General features: G+C 74.7%; 23 protein-coding genes and 1 tRNA gene. 13 read left to right on the forward strand and 11 right to left on the reverse strand.

Features of this window, described 5'->3' with window-relative positions; translation table 11 throughout:
* Positions 1-9: 9 nt before the first annotated feature.
* Genes EDF38_RS05595 through EDF38_RS05605 form a run of 3 tightly spaced genes read right to left on the reverse strand, consistent with a single transcriptional unit; the run spans position 10 to position 2,587 of the window.
* The gene (locus EDF38_RS05595) at positions 10-831 is read right to left on the reverse strand and encodes an SDR family NAD(P)-dependent oxidoreductase (protein WP_123354346.1); all 822 of its coding nucleotides are present in this window, start codon (positions 829-831) and stop codon (positions 10-12) included.
* Positions 828-1,184, reverse strand: a complete 357-nt coding sequence (locus tag EDF38_RS05600) for a Fe-S oxidoreductase (protein ID WP_199734591.1) — start codon at positions 1,182-1,184, stop codon at positions 828-830. The genes EDF38_RS05595 and EDF38_RS05600 overlap by 4 nt, the downstream gene beginning before the upstream one ends.
* A complete protein-coding gene (locus EDF38_RS05605; protein ID WP_123354347.1) occupies positions 1,181-2,587 on the reverse strand; it encodes an NAD(P)/FAD-dependent oxidoreductase in 1,407 nt (468 codons plus the stop codon). The genes EDF38_RS05600 and EDF38_RS05605 overlap by 4 nt, the downstream gene beginning before the upstream one ends.
* Positions 2,588-2,759: 172 nt before the next feature.
* Between EDF38_RS05605 and EDF38_RS05610 the strand changes: the two genes are divergently transcribed.
* Positions 2,760-2,930: a CsbD family protein gene (locus EDF38_RS05610; RefSeq protein ID WP_123354348.1), complete on the forward strand. Its 171-nt coding sequence runs from the start codon at positions 2,760-2,762 to the stop codon at positions 2,928-2,930.
* A gap of 113 nt (positions 2,931-3,043) precedes the next feature.
* On the opposite strand, the gene EDF38_RS05615 is transcribed toward EDF38_RS05610, so the two are convergent.
* From EDF38_RS05615 to EDF38_RS05640, 6 genes are all read right to left on the reverse strand, one after another.
* Positions 3,044-3,841: a crotonase/enoyl-CoA hydratase family protein gene (locus tag EDF38_RS05615; protein WP_123354349.1), complete on the reverse strand. Its 798-nt coding sequence runs from the start codon at positions 3,839-3,841 to the stop codon at positions 3,044-3,046.
* Complete coding sequence (locus tag EDF38_RS05620; protein ID WP_370275550.1) at positions 3,838-4,665, reverse strand: arginase family protein; 828 nt, start codon at positions 4,663-4,665, stop codon at positions 3,838-3,840. Before EDF38_RS05620 ends, EDF38_RS05615 begins: the two co-directional genes overlap by 4 nt.
* Positions 4,666-4,678: 13 nt before the next feature.
* Positions 4,679-5,773: a hypothetical protein gene (locus tag EDF38_RS05625; protein ID WP_123354351.1), complete on the reverse strand. Its 1,095-nt coding sequence runs from the start codon at positions 5,771-5,773 to the stop codon at positions 4,679-4,681.
* A complete protein-coding gene (locus EDF38_RS05630; protein ID WP_123354352.1) occupies positions 5,770-6,492 on the reverse strand; it encodes a PspA/IM30 family protein in 723 nt (240 codons plus the stop codon). The genes EDF38_RS05625 and EDF38_RS05630 overlap by 4 nt, the downstream gene beginning before the upstream one ends.
* Before the next feature lie 78 nt (positions 6,493-6,570).
* Entirely contained in the window at positions 6,571-8,562 is a 1,992-nt protein-coding gene (locus EDF38_RS16040; protein WP_123354353.1) for a TPM domain-containing protein, read from the reverse strand.
* A gap of 63 nt (positions 8,563-8,625) precedes the next feature.
* On the reverse strand, positions 8,626-9,033 hold the full coding sequence (locus EDF38_RS05640) for a hypothetical protein (protein ID WP_123354354.1): 408 nt from the start codon (positions 9,031-9,033) through the stop codon (positions 8,626-8,628).
* Positions 9,034-9,138: 105 nt separating this feature from the next.
* Here EDF38_RS05640 and EDF38_RS05645 point away from each other — a divergent pair, with 105 nt between their 5' ends.
* From EDF38_RS05645 to EDF38_RS05655, 3 genes are all read left to right on the forward strand, one after another.
* Complete coding sequence (locus EDF38_RS05645) at positions 9,139-10,029, forward strand: DMT family transporter (protein WP_199734593.1); 891 nt, start codon at positions 9,139-9,141, stop codon at positions 10,027-10,029.
* Positions 10,030-10,160: 131 nt separating this feature from the next.
* Positions 10,161-10,376, forward strand: coding sequence for a hypothetical protein (locus EDF38_RS05650; RefSeq protein WP_123354355.1), 216 nt, complete (start codon positions 10,161-10,163; stop codon positions 10,374-10,376).
* Between the two features lie 34 nt (positions 10,377-10,410).
* Positions 10,411-11,016: a recombinase family protein gene (locus EDF38_RS05655; RefSeq protein ID WP_123354356.1), complete on the forward strand. Its 606-nt coding sequence runs from the start codon at positions 10,411-10,413 to the stop codon at positions 11,014-11,016.
* A 5-nt stretch (positions 11,017-11,021) separates the two neighbouring features.
* On the opposite strand, the gene EDF38_RS05660 is transcribed toward EDF38_RS05655, so the two are convergent.
* Positions 11,022-11,096 (reverse strand) — tRNA-Arg (locus tag EDF38_RS05660).
* A 91-nt stretch (positions 11,097-11,187) separates the two neighbouring features.
* Here EDF38_RS05660 and EDF38_RS05665 point away from each other — a divergent pair.
* Positions 11,188-11,871, forward strand: coding sequence for a pyridoxal 5'-phosphate synthase (locus EDF38_RS05665; protein ID WP_158613319.1), 684 nt, complete (start codon positions 11,188-11,190; stop codon positions 11,869-11,871).
* Positions 11,872-11,982: 111 nt separating this feature from the next.
* A complete protein-coding gene (locus EDF38_RS05670; protein ID WP_123354358.1) occupies positions 11,983-12,768 on the forward strand; it encodes a gamma-glutamyl-gamma-aminobutyrate hydrolase family protein in 786 nt (261 codons plus the stop codon).
* 27 nt (positions 12,769-12,795) lie between these two features.
* Here EDF38_RS05670 and EDF38_RS05675 read toward each other — a convergent pair whose 3' ends face one another.
* Entirely contained in the window at positions 12,796-13,422 is a 627-nt protein-coding gene (locus EDF38_RS05675; RefSeq protein ID WP_123354359.1) for a hypothetical protein, read from the reverse strand.
* An 85-nt stretch (positions 13,423-13,507) separates the two neighbouring features.
* Between EDF38_RS05675 and argS the strand changes: the two genes are divergently transcribed.
* The 7 genes from argS (at position 13,508) to rho (ending at position 23,462) form a co-directional block, all read left to right on the forward strand.
* The gene (gene argS / locus EDF38_RS05680; RefSeq protein ID WP_123355051.1) at positions 13,508-15,169 is read left to right on the forward strand and encodes an arginine--tRNA ligase; all 1,662 of its coding nucleotides are present in this window, start codon (positions 13,508-13,510) and stop codon (positions 15,167-15,169) included.
* A gap of 17 nt (positions 15,170-15,186) precedes the next feature.
* Positions 15,187-15,984 (forward strand): DUF2993 domain-containing protein, encoded by a 798-nt coding sequence (locus EDF38_RS05685; RefSeq protein WP_123354360.1) that lies wholly within the window; start codon positions 15,187-15,189, stop codon positions 15,982-15,984.
* Between the two features lie 95 nt (positions 15,985-16,079).
* Positions 16,080-17,501 (forward strand): diaminopimelate decarboxylase, encoded by a 1,422-nt coding sequence (gene lysA, locus EDF38_RS05690; RefSeq protein ID WP_123354361.1) that lies wholly within the window; start codon positions 16,080-16,082, stop codon positions 17,499-17,501.
* Positions 17,502-17,574: 73 nt separating this feature from the next.
* A complete protein-coding gene (locus tag EDF38_RS05695) occupies positions 17,575-18,909 on the forward strand; it encodes a homoserine dehydrogenase (RefSeq protein WP_123354362.1) in 1,335 nt (444 codons plus the stop codon).
* Complete coding sequence (gene thrC / locus EDF38_RS05700) at positions 18,909-19,991, forward strand: threonine synthase (RefSeq protein WP_123354363.1); 1,083 nt, start codon at positions 18,909-18,911, stop codon at positions 19,989-19,991. Before EDF38_RS05695 ends, thrC begins: the two co-directional genes overlap by 1 nt.
* A complete protein-coding gene (gene thrB, locus EDF38_RS05705) occupies positions 19,988-20,941 on the forward strand; it encodes a homoserine kinase (protein ID WP_123354364.1) in 954 nt (317 codons plus the stop codon). The genes thrC and thrB overlap by 4 nt, the downstream gene beginning before the upstream one ends.
* Before the next feature lie 256 nt (positions 20,942-21,197).
* On the forward strand, positions 21,198-23,462 hold the full coding sequence (gene rho / locus EDF38_RS05710; RefSeq protein WP_123354365.1) for a transcription termination factor Rho: 2,265 nt from the start codon (positions 21,198-21,200) through the stop codon (positions 23,460-23,462).
* Positions 23,463-23,464 lie beyond the last annotated feature (2 nt).

Raw genomic sequence — 23,464 nt, forward strand, 5'->3', positions numbered from 1 at the left:
GGCCGAGGGTCAGACGGCCGAGGGCAGGCCGACGATCTCGGACGTGCGGTCCCAGAGGGCCTCGGCCAGGTGGTCGTCCTTCGCCTGGGGGATCCGCAGGCCGTCGGGCTTGAGCTGGTCGAAGTACGTCCCGCTCGGCACGCCTACCGTCGTGGGGCCGGCGAGCTGGACGAGGGGCAGCGCCCCGGCCGACGCGCTGATGCCGAAGCTGCCGTTCGAGACGACGTTCGCGAGCCGCCACATCGGCGACGACTGGCCGAAGCCGGTGCGGACGATGCCGGGGTGGAACGAGAACGCCTCGAGGCCGGTGCGCTTCGCCAGCTCCCGGACGAACAGGATCGTCTCGATCTTGCTCGTGCCGTACTGCCGCCAGCCGCCCAGCCACGGCCGCTTCGCCCAGTCGAGGTCGTCGAGCCGCACGTGCCCGAACAGGTTCGCCACGCTGGCCGTCGAGACGACGCGCCCGCCGCTCTCCAGCAGCCGGGGCAGCAGGAGGCGCGTGAGCAGGAACGGGGCCAGGTGGTTCGACTGCAGGATGCGCTCGTGCCCGTCGGCGCTGAGGCTGCGCTCGCTGACGAGCCCGCCCGCGTTGTTGGCCAGGGCGTCGATGCACGGGTAGCGCTCGAGGAGGTCGGCGGCGAGCGTCCGGACGTCGTCGAGCCGGTCGAAGTCGGCGACGAACGACGTGCCCCCGACCTGGTCGGCCACGGCCCGCGTGCGCTCGGCGTTGCGCCCGACGACGGCGATCTCCGCCCCCCGGGCGGCGAGGGCGATCGCCGCCTCCCGGCCGATGCCGGAGCTCGCTCCGGTGATGATCACGGTGCGGGTCATCGATAGCCGCCTTTCTCGAGGCCGGCCTCGATCTCGAACCGGTTGGTCAGCGCGTCGCTGCCGGCCAGGAAGTACAGGGACGGCATCAGCATGCCGTACTTCTGCCACTGACGGACGTGCACCGCCTCGTGCTCGAGCACGCGGGGGCCGTCGTTGTCCCGCGTGAGGTAGACCCGGCCGACGCACGTGCCGCCGCGCTTGAACGCCCAGCGGGGCAGGCCCGAGCAGACGACGAGGTCGCCGACCACCCGGACCCGGCCGACGCTCAGCGGCAGCCCGACGGCGAGGCCGACGGCCGTCGCGAAGGCGCAGCCCAGGCGCGACACGGGGGAGTCGAGGAGGGGGTTCCTCACGGACGGCCGTAGGCGTCGAGCAGGCGCAGCCAGACCTCGCTGACCGTCGGGTACGACGGGACGGCGTGCCAGAGGCGGTCGATCGGCACCTCGCCGACGACCGCGATCGTCGCGGCGTGCAGCAGGTCGCTGACGTCGGGGCCGACGAAGGTCGCGCCCACGATCACGCCCCGTGACTCGTCGACGACGATGCGGGCCTGGCCGGCGTAGTCGTCGGAGTGCAGGGCCGAGCCGGCCACGGCGGCGAGGTCGTAGTCGACCACGCGCACGTCGAGGCCGCGCTTCGCGGCCGCGTCGGCGGTGAGGCCGACGCTCGCGACCTCGGGGTCGGTGAAGGTCACCTGGGGGACGGCGGCGTCGTCCGCGGTCGCGACGTGCGCGCCCCACGGCTCGGTCTTGAGCTCGGTGCCCTTCGCGCGGGCGGCGATGACCTCGCCGGCGGCGCGGGCCTGGTACTTGCCCTGGTGGGTGAGCAGGGCGCGGTGGTTGACGTCGCCGACGCCGTACAGCCAGTCGGTGCCGTGCACGAGCATGGTGTCGTCGACCTGAAGCCAGTCGCCGGGCTCGATGCCGACGTTCTCGAGGCCGAGGTCGGAGGTGCGGGGCACGCGGCCGGTCGCGACGAGGATCTCGTCGGCGATGACGACGGTGCCGTCGTCGAGCGTGACCTCGACCGTGTCGTGCTCGGTGCGGGACACCTGCACCGGGGACGTGCCCTCGCGGACGTCGACGCCCATCTCGCGGAGCGACGCGCCGACGAGCTCGCCCGCGAAGGGCTCCTGGCCGCCCAGCAGCCCGCTGCGGGCCACGAGGGTCACGGCGGCGCCGAGCCGCTGGTAGGCCGTGGCCATCTCCGCCGCGACGACGCCGCCGCCGACGACGACGAGGCTCTGGGGGATCTGCTTCACGCTCGTGGCCTCGCGGCTCGTCCAGGGGCGGGCCTCGGCGAGTCCCGGCACGTCGGGCAGCAGGGCCGCTGAGCCGGTGACGGCGGCGACGGCGTGTCGGGCGGTGTAGACCGTGTCGCCGACCGTGACCTCCTTGACGCCGGTGATCGTGGCGTGGCCGCGGATGAGGTCGATGCCCGTGCCCTCGACCCACTCGACCTGGCTCGAGTCGTCCCAGCCGCTCGTGAACGAGTCGCGACGGCGGAGCACCGCGGCCACGTCGAGCTCGCCCGTGACGGCCTGCGCCGCCCCGTCGACGGACTTCGCCGCCCGGACGACCGCGGGCGAGCGGAGGAGCGCCTTGGAGGGCATGCACGCCCAGTACGAGCACTCCCCGCCGACGAGCTCGGCCTCGATCAGGGCCACCTGGAGGCCGCTGCGGGTCGCGTAGTCGGCGACGTTCTCGCCGACCGCTCCGGCGCCGATCACGATGAGGTCATAGGTCTGTGTCGTCATGGGGGCGACGGTAGACCCGCTGGCTCGACGTGGGCGGGGACTGTCCCCCTCCCGATGCCGTCGAGGACCCTGCGAGCATCCTGTGCGTCCTCTGGAGGCCGCGGGCATCGACCGGGACCGAGGCGTAGCTTCTGGGGCACGGCGCAGGGAGCGCCACGAACTGGAGGTCACCATGGGACTCGACGACAAGATCAAGAACGCCGCTCAGGACATCGCGGGCAAGGCCAAGGAGGCCGTCGGAGACCACAAGGGTGACGACAGCCTCAAGGCCGAGGGTCAGAAGGACCAGTCCGCCGCTTCCGCCAAGAAGGTCGGCGAGGACGTCAAGGACGTCTTCAAGTAGGCCGATCCGCCTCGTTCTTCCGAGCCCGTCTCCCCTCCGGGGGAGGCGGGCTCGTCCGTTCGTCCGGCACGACGGAGCGCCGGGCCCGGCATTCGGGGGCACACGGCCCGGGCTCAGCGCCCGGTGAACTCCGCGGTCGTCCTCGACGCGAACGCCTCGTAGCCCCGACGGGCGTCGTCCGTGGCGAGGAGGCGCACGAGCTCCGGCTGCAGGCGGGACTCCGCGGCGGCGGCGCCCTCGCGCACGGCGAGCCGGGCGTTCGCGAGGGTCGCCTGCACCGCCAGGGGGGCCTGCGCGGCGATGCGGTGCGCGAGCTCGCGGCCGCGGTCGAGGGCGGCCGCCTCGGGGACGACCTCCTGGACGAGCCCGATGCGCCGCGCCTCCTCGGCGTCGAAGAGGTCGCCGGTCAGCATCCAGCGCATGGCGTCGCCCCAGCCGACGCGGCGGGGCAGCCTCGTCGTCGCGCCCCCGAACGGCAGGATCGCCCGACCGACCTCGAGCTGGCCGAAACGGGTGCCCTCGGCGGCGACGACGACGTCGCTCGCGAGGGCGAGCTCCACCCCGAGCGTGAGGCAGGTGCCCTGAACGACGGCGACGACCGGCTTCGACACGCTCGTGCCGTCGACCTGCCAGGGGTGCAGGCCGCCCTCCGGCACGATGTCGAGCCCGTGCTCGCCCACCGCGGGGGCGACGTCGGCGAGGTCGAGCCCGGCGGTGAAGTGGTCGCCGTGCGCGTGCAGCAGGCCCGCCCTCAGCTCGGGGTCGCGGTCGAGCAGCCCGTAGGCGAGCGACAGCTCGCGGAGCATCCGCAGGTCGGCCGCGTTGCGCTTCTCCGGACGGTCGAGGCCGATGAGCAGCACGTGCCCGTCACGCTCGACGCTGACCCGCGGCCGCTCGTCGGACGGGGTCATCGCGACAGGGCCCCGACGAGGCGGAGCACCGTGCCCATGTCGTCGGCGGCGGCTGCGGCGTCGACCGGCGCGAACGAGCAGAGCCCGGCGCCGACGAGCGTGAAGCGCTGCTTGAGGGCGACGATCGTCTCGATCAGCACGGTCGGCTCGAGCCCGAACGGCTGCGGGTCGAGCAGGCCCTCGAGGGTGCCGGGGTCGAGCACGTCGAGGTCGACGTGCAGGTAGACCTCGGTGGCGCCCGTCGCGGCGACGGCGTCGACGACGTCCTGGGGCGAGAGGTCGAGCGACGAGACGGCGGCGACGCCGTGGCTCTCGGCCCACGCGTCCTCGGCCTCGTCGAAGGTGCGCGCGCCGGCGAGTACGACGCGGCCCGCGTCGAGCACGGGAGGCGCGGGGTCGTCCCCCCGGGAGGGGAGGTCGTCGGACGCGCCGCCGAGCAGGGCCCGCAGCACCATGCCGCTGAAGGCGCCGCTCTCGCTGCTGCGCGGGCTGTGCAGGTCGGGGTGCGCGTCGAACCAGACGACCGCGGTCTCCGGGGTGAGGGCGTGCCGCACGGCGGCGAGCTCGACGCCGCAGTCGCCTCCGACGACGAGGGCGGGCGAGTCGTCGGCCGCCAGCTCGAGGGCGACCGCCTCCGCGGTCGCGAGCACGGACGAGAGGCGGTGGATGCGCGTGCCGAGCGAGTCGCCGGCGCCCACCGGCACCTCGACGAGCGTCGTCGCGCTCTGCGGCAGGTCGCCGAGGATCGAGTACGCGCCCTCGGCCAGGCGCATGGCCCTCGGCGACGGAGAGCCCTGCCACTGCGGAACGACGACGAACCTCACGGGCGTCAGTCTGTCACAGCGCCGGGCGGGCGGGGCGGACTCGGCTCACGCGTCCCACGAGCCGTTCGAGGGGGCCGCGGCCGACGAAGCGCTGCCACACGAGGGCGTAGGCGAGCGTCAGCAGCACGGCGGCGACGAGCCAGCCGAGCGGCAGCCCGTACGAGCCGCCCTGGAGGCGGTAGGCCGTGAACAGCGGAGCCGTCAGCAGCAGGTGGGCCGAGTACACGGTCAGCGGCTGCGCACCGGTCGCCGAGAGCGGCCTCAGCACGACGCGGGCGGCCCGCCCGGCGGCGCCGTCCGGGCTCGTCACCAGGAGCAGCAGGCCGATCACCGCCGCCGCGACGCCGCCGCTGCCGACGATCTCCGCGGGCATGCCCTCGTGGTCGGCGGGGTCGAGGGCCGCGAGGTCGCCCCCGCCGGGGAGGAAGCGGGCGCCGTAGCCGACGACCGCGGCGACGACGCCGGCGACGAGCAGCACGAGCTGGGTGCGGCGCCGCCGCAGGTCGCTCCGGGCCGCCACCAGCCCGACGAGCAGGAAGGGCAGCCACACGAGCGCCGGGTACGAGCCCACGAGCAGCGCGTCGGCGGCGAGGCCGGCGGGGCCGGTCAGGGTCGTGCCGCCGAGGTTCGTCACCGGCACGAGGGAGGCGAGCCAGGGCGCGACGACGGTGACCACGGCGGCCGTCGCGAGCAGCACGGGGCGCGTGGCGAACAGCACGAGCAGCACCAGGAGGAACATCACGCCGTAGTAGGGCAGGATCACGAGCACGTAGCCGTTCCAGGCCTGCAGCAGCGTGCCCAGCACGACGAGCAGCACGGCCCGGATGGCGATCGAGCCCACGACGGCGCCCCGTCCGCCCCGCGCGACGGGCCGGGCCCCGCCCGACATGAGGCCGAGCGACACCCCGGCCAGCGTCGCGAAGAGGATGGCCGACCGGCCGTCGAAGAACCGCTCGTCGAGCCCCTCGCGCGGCCACATGTGGGCCGCGAACATCCCCAGCACCGCCAGCCCCCGGGCCACGTCGACGCCGACGAGCCGCGGGGTGCCGTCCCGTCCGGGCGCGCGAGGCGCCGGGGCGAGCCGGGAGGTGCCGGGGACGCTCGTCACGACCCGAGGGCGCCGAGCTTCAGCGCGGCCAGCCGGGCCTCGACCTCGGTCTGCTCGTCGAGGTCGTCGAGGCTCTCGAACTGGGCGTCGAGGCTCGACGCCGCGAGCTCCTGCTGGCCCAGCACGCGCGCCTCCTCGCGACGGATCTTCTCCTCGAAGCGCCCGATCTCGCTCGTCGGGTCCATGACGTCGATGCTGCGGATCGCGTCCGACACCTTCGACTGCGCCTCGGCCGTCTTCGAGCGGGCGATGAGCTCGTTGCGCTTCGCGTTCAGCTGGTCGAGCTTGCCGCGCATCGAGGTCAGGCCCGCCTTGAGCTTGTCGACCACCTCGGTCTGGGAGGCGATCGTCGGCTCGGCGTCCTTCGCCTCCTTCTCGGCCCCGATCTGCTTGCCGAGGGCGACCTTGGCGAGGGCGTCGAACTTGTCGGCGTCGACGGTGTTGCCGCCCGACCGCAGCTGGTCGGCCTTCGCGCTGGCGGCGACCGCCTTGCGCTCCCAGTCGGCGGCGGCGGCGACGTCCTCGGCGTGGTCCTGCTCGAGCAGGCGCAGGTTGCCGATCGTCTGGGCCACGGCGCTCTCGGCCTCGGCGATGCTGTTGGTGTAGTCGCGCACCATCTGGTCGAGCATGAGCGCCGGGTCCTCGGCCTGGTCGAGCAGCGCGTTGACGTTGGCCCGGGTCAGCTGGGCGATGCGACCGAAGATCGACTGCTTGGTCATGAGGTGGTCCTTCCGAGTGGGTGAGATGGTGCGGGTGGGTCGTGCCGGGGGAGCGAGGTCGAGGAGGCGCGGGCCGGGTCAGAAGCGTCCCCCGCCGGAGCTGCGACCGCCGCCGCCGCCCCCGCCGCCGAAGCCGCCTCCTCCGCCGCCGAAGCCTCCTCCTCCGCCGAAGCCGCCTCCTCCGCCGAAGCCGCCGCCGCCGCGGAGGACGCCGCCGAGCAGCATGCCGGTGACGATGCCGCCGAGGTCGGCCCCGGCGGAGCCGCGGCCGCCCCCGCTGAAGGGGCTCTGCTGCTGGTACTGCGAGACCTGGGCGGACGCCTCGCTGGCGGCGACGGCCGCGAGCTGGTTCGCCTGGTGCGCCTCGACGATGGCGGTGTCGGGGTCGGTCGTCGCGACGGCGACCGACCGGGCGAGGTGCCGCTCGGCCTCCGAGAGCCGGGTGCGCGGCTGCGAGCCGACGGCGCCCCGGCGGGTCTCGATGAAGTCGCGCGCCGCGCTGATCTGGCTCCGGGCGGCGGTGAGGGCCTGGTCGAGCGCCGCCTGGGCCCGGCGGCGCTTCTCGGCGCCGTCGCGGACGGCTGCCAGGGCGGCGTCGATGCGCGCGTTCGCCTCGCCCAGCTGGGCCAGCACCCCGAGCGGGTCGTCCGTCGTCGTCTCGGCGAGCGCCACGGCGGCCCGGGCCGAGGCCACCGAGCCGGCCACGTCGACGCCGTCGGGGGCCTGCTCCGACCCGAGCCGCTCGGCGGCGGCGAGGTCGCGACGCAGGTCGTCGGCCTGGGCGGCGATGGTCGTGGTCGCGGTGCGCAGGGCCTCGGCGGACGCGTCGACCGACGAGAGCAGCTGGTCGACCTGGCCGAGCGCCTGGCGTGCCCCCCGCACCGACCGGGCGGCGGTCCCCGCGTCGCCGGCCGCCACCGCGGAGGAGGCCTCGCCGGCCGACCGGTCGGCGTACTCGAGGAGGCGGTCCGCCTGGTCGGCGTTGTCGGTCACCGTGGCGACGGCGTGGGCGGAGTAGGTCGCGGCGAGGCGGGCCAGGGACTCACGCGCGGACGCGACGCGGGTCCGGCGGGCCTCGACCTCGCCGGGCAGCGCCGCCGCGTCGGCGGGCGCCCGCGTCTCGGCCTCGCGGAGGGCCTCGAAGGCGGCGGACTGCTCGTCGAGCGCCGCGTCGGCGCTCTCGCACAGCTCGATGATGCGGGTCGTCCACTCGTGACGCTGCTCGGGCGAGTCGGGCACGGCGTCGTCGAGGCGCTGCTGGAACTCGAAGGCGGCGCGGGCCTGCTCGCGGGCCCGGGCCAGCGCGTCGGCGAACGGCCTCGCCGCATCGTCGCCGAACTGGGCGGCCGCGAAGCCGACCTCCTGCGCGCCCGCGGTGATCTCGTCGTCGAGGGCGACCAGCGCCGCGGCGGCACGCGCCTCGAGCTCGGCACGCCGTGCCTCCTCGGCCATGGTCTGCCGCTGGCGGCGCCGCGACCGGCGGATCATGACGACGACCACCACGACGGCGCCGACGACGACGAGGGCGACGACGACCCAGAGCAGCCACGAGAGGTCGGGGCCCTCCTGATCGGCGGCGATGCCCGACGCGAGGGCGACGGCGGCGCCGGCCCAGTCCGAGTCGCGGAGGGCGGGCTCGACGACGTCGCTCTGCAGCGCCGTCCGCTCGCTCGTCGAGACGGGGCCCGACTCGTCGGTCGACAGGTCGTACAGCCGGTCGTCGACGGCGACCGACAACAGCACGTCGTCGGGCCCGAGCTGGTTGAGGTCGGCGGTGGCCGCGCCCCAGGCACCGTGGTCGGAGGGCATCGAGAACGAGTCGACGTAGACGACGAAGAGGTCGACGCCGTGGTCGGCCGCGAGCCCGTCGAGGCTCTCGACGACCCGTCGCTCGTCGGCCGCCGACAGCACCCCGGCCTGGTCGAGCACGTAGCTGCCCGCGAGGTCGACCGGCGCCTCCGCCCGGGCCGGGGACGCCCCGGCGACCACCGCCGTCAGCGCGCTGGCGGCGACGAGCACCGTGGTCAGGAGGGCTCTCGCCCCTCGGCGGCGGTGGTTCGCGACGTGCACAGCGGATCCCCTCGGTCGGTGGCCCGGAGTCTATCGACGGGGCCCGACGACGGGCCGGGCCGCTCAGCCGACGAAGAGCAGGCCGACCGACGCGACGGCGCACACGGCGCCGACCGAGATGAGCACGACGCCCACGGTTCGCGGCGCGCGGCCGTCGTCGTGCGGAGGGTCGACCCGGGGACGGGTCGGGCGCGCGGGGTCGTAGTGGACGGTCAGCTCCGTCTCGACCGGGGTCTCGATCGCGTAGGCGTCGAACTGCGTCTCGTGCAGCTCGCCGTCGGAGTCCATCCAGCGGGCCACGGCGGCCCGCGCGTAGATCGGCGGCGGGATGACGACGGCCACGGTCTCGCGGAAGCGGGAGGCACGGCGTCGCAGGGCCCACCCGACGAGCAGGAACGGCGTGCCCACGACGAACCCGAACCAGCCGAAGAACTCGACGACGGGCGAGATCAGGGCGAGCGCGTCGGACACCCCCCGATGCTATCGCCCGGACGGCGCGGACCCGCCCGTCGCCGTCGTCGTCCCGCGGCACCGCCGCCCTAGACTCGGAGGCCTCGACCCCGGAGGCCCCGTCCCGTGACCCGATCGCCGCTGGACCGCGTGCCGGCCCCGCTCCTCGCCGTGGCCGCCGTGGTCTCCGTCCAGTTCGGCGCGGCCCTCGCCCGCACGCACTTCGAGGCGGTCGGCCCGCTCGGGGCGGCCGCCCTCCGCCTCGGCCTCGCCGCGCTCGTGCTCCTCGTCGCGTTCCGTCCGCGGGTGCGTCGGTGGAGCCGCCGCACCTGGCTCGGCGTCGTGCTGCTCGGCCTCGCCCTGGCGGGCATGAACTCGTTCATCTACCTCGCCATCGACGTCCTGCCCCTCGGCGTCGCCGTCACGCTCGAGTTCCTCGGGCCGCTCGTGGTCGCCCTCGTCCAGACGCGTCGGTGGACGGACGCCGCCTGGGCCCTGCTCGCCCTCGGGGGCGTCGTCCTCCTCGGGCTCGACTCCAGCGGCGCGACGCCGGTCGTCGGCGTGCTCCTCGCGCTCGCGGCCGGGGCGTTCTGGGCCGGGTACATCGTCGCCAACGCCGACCTCGGCAAGGGCGACGACCCGATGGCCCGGCTCAGCGTCTCGATGGTGGTGGCCGCCGCCGTGGTGGTGCCGCTGGGGGCGGGGGACGCGACGCGGGCCGTCGTGGCCGAGCCGCGCCTCCTGCTGGTCTTCCTGGTGGTGGCGGTGCTCACGTCGGCCCTGCCGTACTCGCTCGAGATGCTCGCGCTCCGCCGCCTGCCGACCCGGGTCTTCGGCGTCCTGTCGAGCCTCGGCCCGGCCGTCGCGGCCCTCGCCGGCCTCGTCGTGCTCAGCCAGGCGCTGGGGGCGCGGGAGCTCGTCGCGCTGGCGCTCGTCACGGCCGCCAGCGTCGGCGTCACGGCCACGTCGGGGCGCCGACGCGGCGGTCGCGCCGCGGTCGAGACGCCGCCCGCCTGAGGCCTCGAGCACCGCCCGCGCCCCGCGCGGACGACCCTGGGGGTCGTGTACCCCGAACACGGGGCCGACCGGGGTACTGTCTCCTCCATCGAGCCCCGGGTCGCGGGGCTCCCTGAGACCGGAGGAACATCATGGGCGCTGTTCTCGAACGCACGTCACGAGCCGAGGTCGTCCCGCTGGGCGACGGCTTCCACCGGGTCTCGACGCCGACCGCCGGCGTGATCGGCTTCGTCCACGAGGTCGGCGGCAGCTTCGAGGTCCTCCGCGGACGGGTCCGCACGGCCACGCGTGCCGAGGGGTCGTACCGCACCCTCGACGTCGCCGTCATCGCGTTGACCTACTCCTGATCCGCACCGTCCCCTGATCGGCGGGTCGACGAGCGTGGCCGTCGTCGGCTACATGCGCATCTCCGAGGACGAGGTCGTCCCCGGGCGCCAGGAGGACGACCTCAACGTCGCCGCCTGCGAGCGGATCTACGTCGACCACGTCACGGGCAGCCGCGGCCGCCGAGAGCAGCTCTCGGCGGCCGTCGACTCGTTGCGGGAGGGCGACGTGTTCGTCGTCACGCGGCTCGACCGGCTCGGCGGCACCGTGGCCGAGGTCGTCGAGCTGATGGCCGAGCTCGACCGCCGCGGCGTGGCGTTCCGGTCGCTCGAGGACGGCATCGACGAGCTCGGTGCCTACGGGCGCTTCTTCTTCCGGGCCGCGGTCTCGCTGGCCGACCACGAACGCACGGTGCAGGCCGAGCCCGCCCGGGCCCTCGAGAAGAGGCGTCAGGAGGCGCGGGCCCGCCGCCGAGGACGCGCCGCCCTCAGCCGCCACCGCCTGCAGATCGCTCGTGACATGCTCGCCGACGACGCACCGCTCGCCGACGTCGCGCGGCACCTCGGCGTGCCGGTGCGGCAGCTGCGGGAGGGGCTCGACGCGGACACGGCGCAGCTCGACGACGACGGGGGCGGTCGATCGGGCCGGGGCCCGAGAGCCTGAGCGAGTGGTGCCCCCAGAAGGATTCGAACCTTCGCCCCTGCCTCCGGAGGGCAGTGCTCTATCCCCTGAGCTATGGGGGCCCGGGACGTCGTCAAGGCTAGCAGCGTTTCGGAGCCGGTCCCGACGCCCCGGCTGCGAGCCGCGAGGCGGCCCGGGGAGCAGGCTGAGGCCATGAGCCCCGACGCCCCCGAGACCGCCGCCGACGCCGTCGCCTCCCTCCGCGACCGCCTGCGCGAGGCCGCTCGCCCCGAGCCCGACGTGTCGCCCCTCGACCCCGAGCGCGTGCCCGACGAGCCGCTCGCGTTGTTCCGGTCGTGGCTCGACGAGGCGATCGACGGCGACGTCGTCCAGCCGCACGCGTTCGTCCTCGCGACCACGTCGACGGCGTCGGGCCCCACCGCCCGCACCGTCCTCCTCAAGGACCTCGACGAGGCGTTCTGGTTCGCCTCGTCGGTCGAGAGCCCGAAGGGCGTCCAGATGACCGAGGACGACCGCGTCGCCCTCACCTTCACCTGGGAGGCGCAGGGCCGCCAGGTGCGCGTGCTCGGCACGGCGTCGGCCGGCCCCCGCGACGTGGCGGAGGCCGACTTCCTCCACCGGCACCCCGACACACGAGCCGCCGCGATCGCCGTGCCGCAGAGCGCGGAGTTCGACCCCGACGAGGCCGACGCCGCGCTCCGTGCCGCGCGCACGCGCCTCGACGCCGATCCCGACCTCGTCCCGGCCGACTGGACGGCGTGGCGGGTCGACCCCGTGTCGGTCGAGTTCTGGCAGGCGTCGACCGGCCGCGACCAGGTGCGCGTCCGGTACGAGCGCGTCGGCGACGACTGGCGGCGCGCCTCCCTCTGGCCCTGACGGCACGTGGCCCCGACGGCTGGGGTCCTGACGGCTCGGCTCGCGGCGGCGCCCGCGTCACACTCCGCAACACGGCTCGCGTCCGTCGACCGTGGTCGGCAGGGTGGAGCCATGTCGTCCGCAGCCCGTCCCGCCCGGTCCGGCGTCGCCCGCGCCGACGGCCTGCGGCTCGCCGTCGTCGAGGTCGTCCGGCACCGCCCCTGGGCCCCGGACTACGACGCGTACGCCCAGACCCTCGTCGGCCGCGTGCTCGAGGTCGCGGCCGAGGCCGGTTGGCAGGCCGGCCGGCACGCGGCCGGCGACCTCGGCACCGAGGCCCTGCTGCGCGCGACCGACCTCGTCGACGCGGTCGTCGTCGTCGGCGGCGAGGACATCGCCCCGCACCGCTACGGGGGAGGCGCGGGGTACCCCGGCGAGGGACGTCACGACGACGTCGCCGACGCCGCGCAGATCGCCCTCGTGCGGCGCGCCGTCGCCCGACGGACCCCGCTGCTCGGCATCTGCCGCGGCCTGCAGGTGGTCAACGTCGCGCTCGGGGGCACCCTCGTGCAGCACCTCCACGACGACGGCGGGCTCCACCGCGGCGCCGGCGCGGTCGACCGCCTCATGGTCGACCACGACGTCGAGCTCGTGGGCGGCACGCGCCTGGCGGCGCTGCTCGGCCCCGGCGTGGCGACGGTGCGGAGCGCGCACCACCAGGCGGTGGGCCGGGTCGGCGACGGCCTGCGGGTGTCGGCCCGCGCCTCCGACGGGTCGGTCGAGGCCCTGGAGCACGCGACGGCGCCGGTGGTCGGCGTGCAGTGGCACCCGGAGGACCGCGGCGCCGAGCGCCGGCAGCTGCCGCTCCTGGTCGGCGGCCTCGCCGCGTCGGCCCGCTCGCTCGTCGTCGCCGCCTGACGCCCGGCGGGCGCCGCCGGGCCGGGGTCAGCCCTCGGGCGTGAGGCCGTCGACGACGGCGGCCACGAGGGGCTCGGCCGCGCCGGGCTCGGGGAACGCCTCCGACTCGGCGACGACCAGGTAGGGGGAAGGCAGCGCCCGGGCGACCCCGACGTCGTCGTGCAGCTCGAAGTAGCCCTCGACGACGTAGGTGGGGACCGAGTTGCTCGACGCCACGAGTCCGTTCGCGATCGAGGTGAGGCTGGCGTCGTCGTACCGCGCGACGCCGACGGTCATGGTCTCGCCGGCGTCGTCGGTCCACGAGCAGAGGGTGCCGTCCGCCTCGGCCACCGGGGCCAGGGCGTCGTCGAGCCCGGACGTCGCCGGCGGGGTCGCGGCGACGAGGCCCGGCCAGATCGACGAGAGCGCGTCGGCGTCGACGAGGTCGCCGCAGTCGAGGTCGACCGGAGTGCTGACCAGGGGAGGCGCGGTGTACCCGGCCCCCGGGGCCGGCGTCCCGCTCGCGGCCGCGCTCGGCGTGCCCGAGGCGGCGTCGCTCGCCGGGGGAGCGTCCTCCGTCGTGCAGCCCGCCAGGAGGCCGAGCGCCAGCCCGGCGGCCGCGGCGGCCGCGGCGGCTCGGCGGACGACGGGCACGCGACGGGGATCGGACGACATGCCCCCATCCTCCCCGGAGCGGGGCGGGAGGTCGACCGGGGCGGAGCGCGTCGGCGTGTCGCGAGGGCCGGTACGATCGATGCTCGTGACTCCCGCCGAACTCTCCGCCTCCCTGCTCGCCGTCGTCGAGGGCGTCCTCGAGCGACGCGGCGCCGCCGACGTGGCCGTGTCGGCCGCCGACGTCGTGCTCGACCGCCCCAAGAACCGCGACCACGGCGACTGGGCCTCGAACGTCGCCATGAAGCTCGCCAAGCGCGCGGGCGTCGCCCCGCGCGAGCTCGCGACCGAGATCGCCGGCGAGCTGGCCGAGGTCGACGGGGTCGCCGACGTCGACGTCGCCGGGCCCGGGTTCATCAACGTGCGCCTCGACGCCGCCGCGGCCGGCCTCCTGGCCCGCACGATCGTCGAGCAGGGCGAGGCGTTCGGCCGCGGCGACTGGTACGAGGGCGTGACGATCGACCTCGAGTTCGTCTCGGCGAACCCCACCGGCCCGATCCACATGGGCGGCGTCCGCTGGGCCGCCGTCGGCGACAGCCTCGCCCGCGTCTTCCAGGCCCAGGGCGCCCTGGTCACCCGCGAGTACTACTTCAACGACCACGGCGGGCAGATCGACCGCTTCTCGCGCAGCCTGCTCGCCCGTGCCCTGGGCGAGGCCACGCCCGAGGACGGCTACGGCGGGCAGTACATCACCGACATCGCCGACCGGGTGATCGCCGCCTCCGACGTCGACCTGCTCGCCCTGCCGCGCGACGAGGCGCAGGAGGCCTTCCGCGCCGCCGGCGTCGACTTCATGTTCGACGACATCAAGACGTCGCTGCACGAGTTCGGGGTCGACTTCGACGTCTACTTCCACGAGAACGCGCTGCACGAGTCACAGGCCGTCGAGCGCGCGGTCGCCCGCCTCCGCGAGCTCGGCCACGTCTACGAGTCCGAGGGCGCGACCTGGCTGCGCACCACGGAGTTCGGCGACGACCGCGACCGCGTCGTCGTCAAGAGCGACGGCGAGGCCGCCTACATCGCCGGCGACCTGGCCTACTACCTCGACAAGCGCGAGCGCGGCTTCGAGCGCAACCTGATCATGCTCGGCGCCGACCACCACGGCTACGTCGGCCGCATGATGGCGATGTGCGCCGCCTTCGGCGACGAGCCGGGCGTCAACCTCGAGATCCTCATCGGCCAGATGGTCAACCTGCTGCGCGACGGCGAGCCCGTGCGCATGTCCAAGCGCAACGGCACGGTCGTCACCATGGAGGACCTCGTCGACGCCGTGGGCATCGACGCCGGGCGCTACGCGCTGGTGCGGAGCCCCGTCAACAGCTCGATCGACATCGACCTCGACCTGTGGACGCGACGCACGAACGACAACCCCGTCTTCTACGTCCAGTACGCGCACGCCCGCACCCGCTCGGTCGCCCGCAACGCCGAGGCCGCCGGCGTGACGCGCGACGCCTTCGACGCGTCGCTGCTGTCGCACCCGACGGAGAGCGCGCTGCTCGGGGCCCTCGCCGAGCTGCCGCGCGTCGTCCGCCAGGCCGCGGAGCTCCGCGAGCCGCACCGGGTCGCGCGCTACGTGGAGGAGCTCGCGGGCACCTACCACCGCTGGTACGACAGCTGCCGCGTCACGCCCCTCGGCGACGAGGAGGTCACCGACCTCCACCGCACGCGCCTGTGGCTGAACGACGCCGCGGGCCAGGTCGTCCGCAACGGCCTCGGCCTGCTCGGCGTAGGCGCCCCCGACCGCATGTGACCTGACAGGATGGCGCGATGACCCGCCCCTCCTCGGCCGAAGAGCCCCACGAGCTCGACGAGCACTTCTTCGACGAGCGCCCGGTCGAGCGCTCCCGGCGCCGAAGCGCCGCCGCGGGCCTCTTCGTGCTCGTCGGCGTGCTGCTCGGCCTCGCCGTCCTCGCGGTGATCGCCGACGTCGTGGTGCGGTCGGTCGTCGAGCAGCGGGCCGCCGCCGAGATCGCGTCGGCGACGGGGGCCGACGACGTCGCCGTCGACGTCCACGGCACCTCCGTGCTCTGGCAGCTGGTCCACGGCTCGATCGACGACGCGACCGTCTCGTCGGGCACGGACGGCGACCCCGTCAGCTTCCGCTTCGACGTCTCGGACGTGCCGACCGACCTCGCGGGCTCCACGGGCGCCGTGACCGGCCAGCTGACCGTCGACGCCGCCACCGTCGACGCCCTGCCCGCGCTCGCCGACCAGGCCGGCTCGCTGGCCTTCGGCGACGACGAGGTGACCTACACGCGCACGTTCGCCGTCCCCCTGGTCGGGGACGTGCCCGTCGACGTGACGGCGACCCCGTCGGTCGCCGACGGCGGGGAGGCGATCGCCTTCGCCCCGACGTCGGCCGCGCTCCCCGACACGAGCCTGAGCCTCGATCTCCGCCCGTTCCTCGGCGACTTCGCGACCTCGGTGTGCGTCGCGGGGTCGATCCCCGAGGGCGTGACGATGACCTCGCTGTCGGTCGCGCCGGAGGGGGCGACCATCGGGCTCGAGTCGGCGGGCCTCCCGCTGTCGTCGTCGGCGCTGGCCGCCACGGGGTCGTGCTCCTGAGGGGACGCCCGGTCGCCGTCCGTGAGCGTCACGACGTCGGCGGCTGTCGGTAGGCTCTGTGTCGTTCCCGCTGCCCCCCACGTTCTGAGGTCCCCGTGTCGCCGAACCCCCTCGCCCCCGACTGGCTGCGTGAGCCCGACGACCTGAACGAGCTCGACGCGTCCGTCTGGTCGCGCACCTCCCGCCGGTCGCCGTCCGGCGAGCTCGTCGTCGGCGGCGTGACGGCCGGGCAGCTCGTGGCCGAGCACGGCAGCCCCCTCTACGTGGTCGACGAGGCCGACGTCCGCGCCCGCGCGGCCGGGGCCGTCGCCGCCTTCACGCGCGAGTTCGGCCGCGTCGGCACGACGGCCAAGGTCTACTACGCCGCCAAGGCCTTCCTCTCGACCGAGGTGGCGCGGTGGGTGACCGAGGCCGGCATGGCCGTCGACGTCTGCACCGGCGGCGAGTTCGCGGTGGCCCGGGCCGCGGGCGTCGACCCGGTCGACATGGGCCTCCACGGCAACAACAAGTCGCTCGCCGAGATCGACCGCACGGTCGCCGCGGGCATCGGGGTGGTCGTCCTCGACAACGCCGCCGAGGTGGGGCGCGTCGCCGACGCCGCCGAGCACCACGGCCGCGTCCAGGCGGTCCGGGTCCGCGTGAACTCGGGTGTCCACGCCTCGACCCACGAGTACCTCGCCACGGCGCGCGAAGACCAGAAGTTCGGCGTGCCGCTGGCCGACACCGCCGACGTCGTCGCGGCGATCCGGGCCCGACCGTCGCTCCGCTTCCTCGGGCTGCACTCGCACATCGGCTCGCAGATCTTCGGCTCCGACGGCTTCGCCGAGGCGGCGCGGCGGCTGCTCGCCGTGCACGCCGAGCTGCTCCGCGACGGCGACGTGCCCGAGCTCAACCTCGGCGGCGGCTTCGGCATCGCCTACACGAGCGCCGACGACGCCCGGCCCCTCGACGAGCTGGCGGCCGCCATGGCCGACATCGTCGCCGCCGAGTGCGAGCGGCTCGGGGTGCCCCTCCCGGTCGTCGCGGTCGAGCCCGGGCGCACGGTCGTCGGGCCCGGCGGCACGACGCTGTACACGGTCGGCACCGTCAAGGACGTCAAGGTCGCGGTCGACGGCGACGCCCCGTCCGGCGCCGACGACCCGTCCGTCGCGGTCCGCCGCTACGTGAGCGTCGACGGGGGCATGAGCGACAACGCCCGCACGGCCCTCTACGCGGCCGACTACTCCGTCGCGCTGGCGAACCGCGCCTCCACGGCGGGCCCCGCGCTCGTGCGGGTCGCGGGCAAGCACTGCGAGAGCGGCGACGTCGTCGTCCTCGCCGACTACCTGCCGTCCGACGTCGTGCCGGGCGACCTCCTCGCCGTGCCCGCCACCGGTGCCTACTGCCACAGCCTGTCGAGCAACTACAACCACGTCGGGCGCCCGCCGGTCGTGGCGGTGCGCGACGGCGCCTCCCGCGTCATCGTCCGCGGCGAGACCGAGGCCGACCTGCTGTCTCGCGACGCCGGCCTCGACTGACCGACCCGCGCCTCCCACGCTCTCCGACGACCTCGGTGCCCGACGACGGCGCACCTCCACAGAACGGAAACCCATGATCGAATACCGCAACGTGAGGGTGGCCCTGCTCGGCGCCGGGTCCGTGGGCTCGCAGGTCGCCCGGCTGCTGCTCGAGCACGGCGACGAGCTGGCCGGCCGCGCGGGCGCCGGGCTCGAGCTGGTGGGCATCGGCGTGCGCGACGTCGACGCGCCGCGTGACGTCGACCTGCCCCGCGAGCTGTTCACGACCGACCTCGAGTCGCTGATCCTCGGCGCCGACATCGTCGTCGAGCTCATGGGCGGCCTCGAGCCCGCGCGCCGGTACGTCCTCCTGGCGCTGCAGTCGGGTGCCGACGTCGTGACGGGCAACAAGGCGCTGCTCGCCAGCCACGGGCCCGAGCTCTTCGAGGCGGCCGAGCAGGTCGGCGCCCAGCTCTACTACGAGGCGGCCGTGGCCGGGGCGATCCCGATCATCCGGCCCCTCCGCGACAGCCTGGCCGGCGACCGCATCGTCCGCATCATGGGCATCGTCAACGGCACGACGAACTTCATCCTCGACCGGATGGACACCGACGGCGAGTCCCTCGAGGCGGCGCTCGCCACGGCGACCGAGCTCGGCTACGCCGAGGCCGACCCGACCGCCGACATCGGCGGCTACGACGCGGCGCAGAAGGCGGCCATCCTCGCGAGCCTCGCCTTCCACACGACCGTGCCCCTCGCCGCCGTCCACCGGGAGGGCATCACCGAGGTGACGCACGAGCAGGTCGTCGCGGCGCGGAAGGCCGGCTACGTCGTCAAGATCCTCGCCATCTGCGAGCGTCTCGTCGACGCCGACGGCGTGGAGGGCGTCTCGGCCCGCGTGTACCCGGCGCTGGTGCCCCTGTCGCACCCGCTCGCCGCGGTGCACGGCGCCAAGAACGCCGTCTTCGTCGAGGCCGAGGCCGCTGGCGACCTCATGTTCTACGGCGCCGGCGCCGGGGGCGTGGAGACCGCGTCCGCGGTCCTCGGCGACCTCGTGTCCGCGGCCCGTCGGCACGTCATCGGCGGCCCCGGCGTCGCCGAGTCGACTCACGCCGACCTGCGCGTGCTGCCCATCGGCGACGTCACGACGCGCTACCAGGTCACGCTCGACGTCGCCGACCAGCCGGGCGTGCTCGCGGAGGTGGCGGGCGTGCTCAGCCAGCACGGCGTCAGCGTCCACAGCGTCGAGCAGAACGCCGACGTCGACCCCGCCGCGTCACACGGCACGGAGGCGGCCGTGCCGACCGCTACCCTGATCATCGGCACCCACCGTGCGCGCGAGTCCGCTCTCGCCGCGACGGTCGTCGCCCTCGGCAACACCCCGGTCGTGAACTCCGTCACGAGCGTCCTGAGAGTCGAAGGAGCCTGATGGCCCACCAGTGGCAGGGTGTCCTGCGCGAGTACGCCGACCGTCTCGACGTCACGGAGGCGACCCCGGTCGTCACCCTCGGCGAGGGCGGCACGCCCCTCATCCCGGCGCCGGCGCTGTCCGCGCGCACGGGCGCGAAGGTCTTCGTCAAGTACGAGGGCATGAACCCGACCGGCTCCTTCAAGGACCGCGGCATGACGATGGCCATCTCCAAGGCGGTCGAGCACGGCGCGAAGGCCGTCATCTGCGCCTCCACGGGCAACACGTCGGCCTCGGCGGCCGCCTACGCGGCCCACGCCGGCATCACCGCCGCGGTGCTCGTCCCCGAGGGCAAGATCGCCATGGGCAAGCTGAGCCAGGCCGTCGCGCACGACGGCCAGCTGCTGCAGATCCAGGGCAACTTCGACGACTGCCTCGACATCGCCCGCGACCTGGCGGCGCACTACCCCGTGCACCTCGTGAACTCGGTCAACAACGACCGCATCGAGGGCCAGAAGACGGCGGCCTTCGAGGTGGTGGACGTCCTCGGCGACGCCCCCGACTTCCACATCGTGCCCGTCGGCAACGCGGGCAACTACACGGCGTACACCCGCGGCTACCGCGAAGACCTCGAGGCCGGTCGCGCGACCCGCCTGCCACGCATGTTCGGGTTCCAGGCCGCCGGCTCGGCGCCCATCGTCGGCGGCGAGGTCGTCAAGCACCCCGAGACCATCGCCAGCGCCATCCGCATCGGCAACCCGGCCTCGTGGCAGCTCGCCCTCGAGGCCCGCGAGCTCACCGACGGCTGGTTCGGCGCCATCACCGACGAGGCCATCCTCGCCGCGCAGAAGATCCTCTCGGCCGAGGTCGGCGTCTTCGTCGAGCCGGCCTCCGCGATCAGCGTCGCCGGCCTGCTCGAGCGCGCCGACGCCGGCGTGATCCCCGCGGGCGCCACGGTCGTGCTGACCGTCACGGGCCACGGCCTGAAGGACCCGCAGTGGGCCCTCCGCAAGGCCGACGGCTCCGAGGTCGAGCCGACCGTGGTCGCGAGCGACACCTCGCGCGTCGCCGAGGTGCTCGGGCTCGTCCCGACGCCTGCATGAGCCTCGGCCCGGCCGTGCGGTCGGTCCTCGTGAAGGTGCCGGCCACCTCGGCCAACCTCGGCCCCGGGTTCGACACCCTCGGCCTCGCCCTGTCCCACTACGACGAGCTCGTCGTCACGGCGACGCAGGGCGAGGGCGTCGAGGTGCACGTCGACGGGGTGGGTGCCGGCGAGGTCCCCACCGACGCGACGAACCTCGTGGTCCGCTCGATCACGGCGGCCTACGAGTCGGTCGGGCAGCCCGTGCCGGGGCTCCGCCTCCGGGCCCGCAACGTCGTCCCGCACGGCCGCGGCCTCGGGTCGTCCGCGGCGGCCATCGTGTCGGGCCTCATGGCGGCGAAGGGCCTCCTCGAGGGCGTCGTCGACTTCTCCGCGAGCGACCTGCTCGCCCTCGCCACGCGCCTCGAGGGCCACCCCGACAACGTCGCGCCCGCCCTCTTCGGCGGCCTGACGATCGCGTGGTCGACCTCCGCCGGCCCGTCGCACAAGCGCCTCCTGGTCCACCGCGGCGTGTCGCCCGTGGTGTTCGTGCCCGAGTCGACCCTCTCGACCAAGCTGGCGCGCAGCCTCCAGCCGGCGTCCGTGCCCCATGAGGACGCCACGTTCAACGTCTCCCGGTCGGCCCTGCTCGTCGCCGCCCTCATCCAGAGCCCCGAGCTGCTGCTCGCGGCGACGGAGGACCGCCTGCACCAGAGCTACCGGGCGAGCGCGATGCCCGAGACCGACATGCTCATCCGGGTGCTCCGCGAGGCCGGCCTCGCGGCCGTCGTCTCCGGTGCCGGGCCCTCGTTGCTCGTGCTCGGCAGCGACCCCGCGCAGCGCCTCCTGGCCGCCGACCTGGTCGCCGAGAACGCCGTCTCGACGTGGCGCCCGTTGATGCTGGCCGTCGACCTGCGGGGTGCTACAGTGGGGCCGCACTCGGTAGACGACCCTGACCACCGGGGCTTCTAGCAGGTCCTCCGCATCGTGGACGACCCGCACGACGCTCTTCGTCGCCGGATCACCCCGAGTCGCACATCCCGTAGTGCACATCTAGCAGCACCCGCTCGCTCTCTGGCGAACGTGTGCCACACCTCCGCGAAGCATCCTGCGCATCCGCGCAGTGCGCCCCGGCGCAGGGCCACGCCGTACGGCAGGCCAGAGGCAGCGAAGTGTGACCAGCTCATCCCCGCGGCTCTCGCGGGGGAGCGGAAGGAACCCCACAACAGTGTCAGACGTCGACATCCGCGCCACCGCGGACACCACCGCCGAACTCAGCGCCATGCGCCTCCCGCAGCTCCAGGCCCTCGCCTCGTCGCTCGGCATCAGCGGACTCTCCAAGCTCCGCAAGGGCGACCTCGTCGCCGCCATCGCCGCCGTGCAGGCCCAGGCCGCCGGGGGCACCGCCGCTCCTGCGGCCGAGGTCGCCCCGATCGCCGAGGAGGCGCCCGCCACCGCCCAGCCGACGCTCGACGTCGAGCCGGCGGAGGCTCCCGAGGCCACCGCCGACGCGCCGGTCGAGGCCACGGCCCCCGCCGAGACCGAGGCGCCCGCCGCGGCTCCGGCCGAGCAGGCTCCCGCGACCCGCGCCCGTCGCGGCTCGCGCCGTGCCTCGTCGGCCGCCGGCGCGCCCGCCCAGCGCGGCGCCGACGCCCACGTCAACGCCGGCGAGACCGGCACCGCGCCGATCGTCGACGGCACCCCCGCGGCCGCCGCCGAGCCCGCCGTCGCCGAGCAGGTCCCCGCGGCCGCCGAGCAGACCCCGGTCGAGCAGGCGCCCGCAGCCGAGCAGGCCCCCGCCGCCGACGAGGCTCCCGCCGCGACCGGCCGCCAGTCGCGCAGCCGCCGCGGATCGCGCCGCGCCTCCGACGCGACGGTCGCCGACGACCGAGCGCAGGACGACGCGCCCGCCGAGACCGCGCCTCCCGCGGTCGTCGAGGCCCCCGGGCAGGGCGACGCGTCCGGGCAGGGCGACGACGAGCAGGGTGCCGACCAGAACGGCGACCAGAACGGCCAGGGCGGCGGACGCCGCAGCCGGAGCCGCAACCGCAAGGGCGGCCAGAACGGCCAGCAGAACCAGAACGGCCAGAACGGCCAGCAGGCGCAGAACGGTCAGCAGGCGCAGAACGGCCAGCAGGGGCAGAACGGCCAGCAGGGCCAGCAGAGCCAGGCCGACCAGCAGCGTGACGAGGTCGCTCGCGACCAGTCCGCCGGCACCGGCCCCCAGCAGGGCGACGACGCCGGCCGTCAGGGCCGCGGCCGTCAGCGCGACCGCAAGCGCGGCCGCAGCGCGCAGGGCGACGACCTCGAGCCCGAGATCACCGAGGACGACGTCCTCATCCCCGTCGCGGGCATCCTCGACGTGCTCGAGAACTACGCCTTCGTCCGCACGACGGGCTACCTGCCCGGCGCCAGCGACGTCTACGTCTCGCTCGGCCAGGTGAAGAAGTACCACCTCCGCAAGGGCGACGCCGTCGTCGGCGCCATCCGCCAGCCCCGCGAGGGCGACCAGGGCCAGGGCCGCCAGAAGTACAACGCGATCGTCCGCATCGACTCCATCAACGGCCAGCCCGTCGAGGAGGCCGCGAAGCGCGTCGAGTTCGCCGCGCTGACGCCCCTCTACCCGCAGGAGCGCCTGCGCCTCGAGACCGAGCCGCAGAAGCTGTCGACCCGCATCATCGACCTCGTGTCGCCGATCGGCAAGGGCCAGCGCGGCCTCATCGTCTCGCCGCCGAAGGCGGGCAAGACGCTCGTCCTCCAGGCGATCGCCAACTCGATCGCGAAGAACAACCCCGAGGTCCACCTCATGGTCGTGCTCGTCGACGAGCGCCCCGAAGAGGTGACCGACATGCAGCGCACCGTCAAGGGCGAGGTCATCGCCTCGACCTTCGACCGCCCCGCGGAAGACCACACCACGGTCGCCGAGCTCGCGATCGAGCGCGCCAAGCGCCTCGTCGAGCTGGGCCACGACGTCGTCGTGCTGCTCGACTCGATCACGCGCCTCGGCCGGGCGTACAACCTCGCGGCGCCCGCCTCGGGCCGCGTGCTCTCGGGTGGCGTCGACTCGTCCGCCCTCTACCCGCCGAAGCGCTTCTTCGGCGCGGCGCGCAACATCGAGAACGGCGGCTCGCTCACCATCCTCGCGACGGCGCTCGTCGAGACCGGCTCGAAGATGGACGAGGTGATCTTCGAGGAGTTCAAGGGCACCGGCAACATGGAGCTCCGCCTCTCGCGTCACCTCGCCGACAAGCGGATCTTCCCGGCCGTCGACGTCAACGCGTCCGGCACCCGCCGGGAGGAGATGCTCCTCAGCCCTGAGGAGGTCAAGATCACCTGGCGCCTCCGCCGGGCCCTCGCCGGCCTCGAGCAGCAGAAGGCGCTCGAGATCGTCCTCGGCAACCTGAAGGAGACGCAGTCGAACGTCGAGTTCCTCGTGCAGATCCAGAAGTCGATGCCGTCGAACGGCCACGACGCTGGCCACGAGAAGCACTGACC

The sequence above is a fragment of the Frigoribacterium sp. PhB160 genome (assembly GCF_003751785.1).
GTDB lineage: Bacteria > Actinomycetota > Actinomycetes > Actinomycetales > Microbacteriaceae > Frigoribacterium.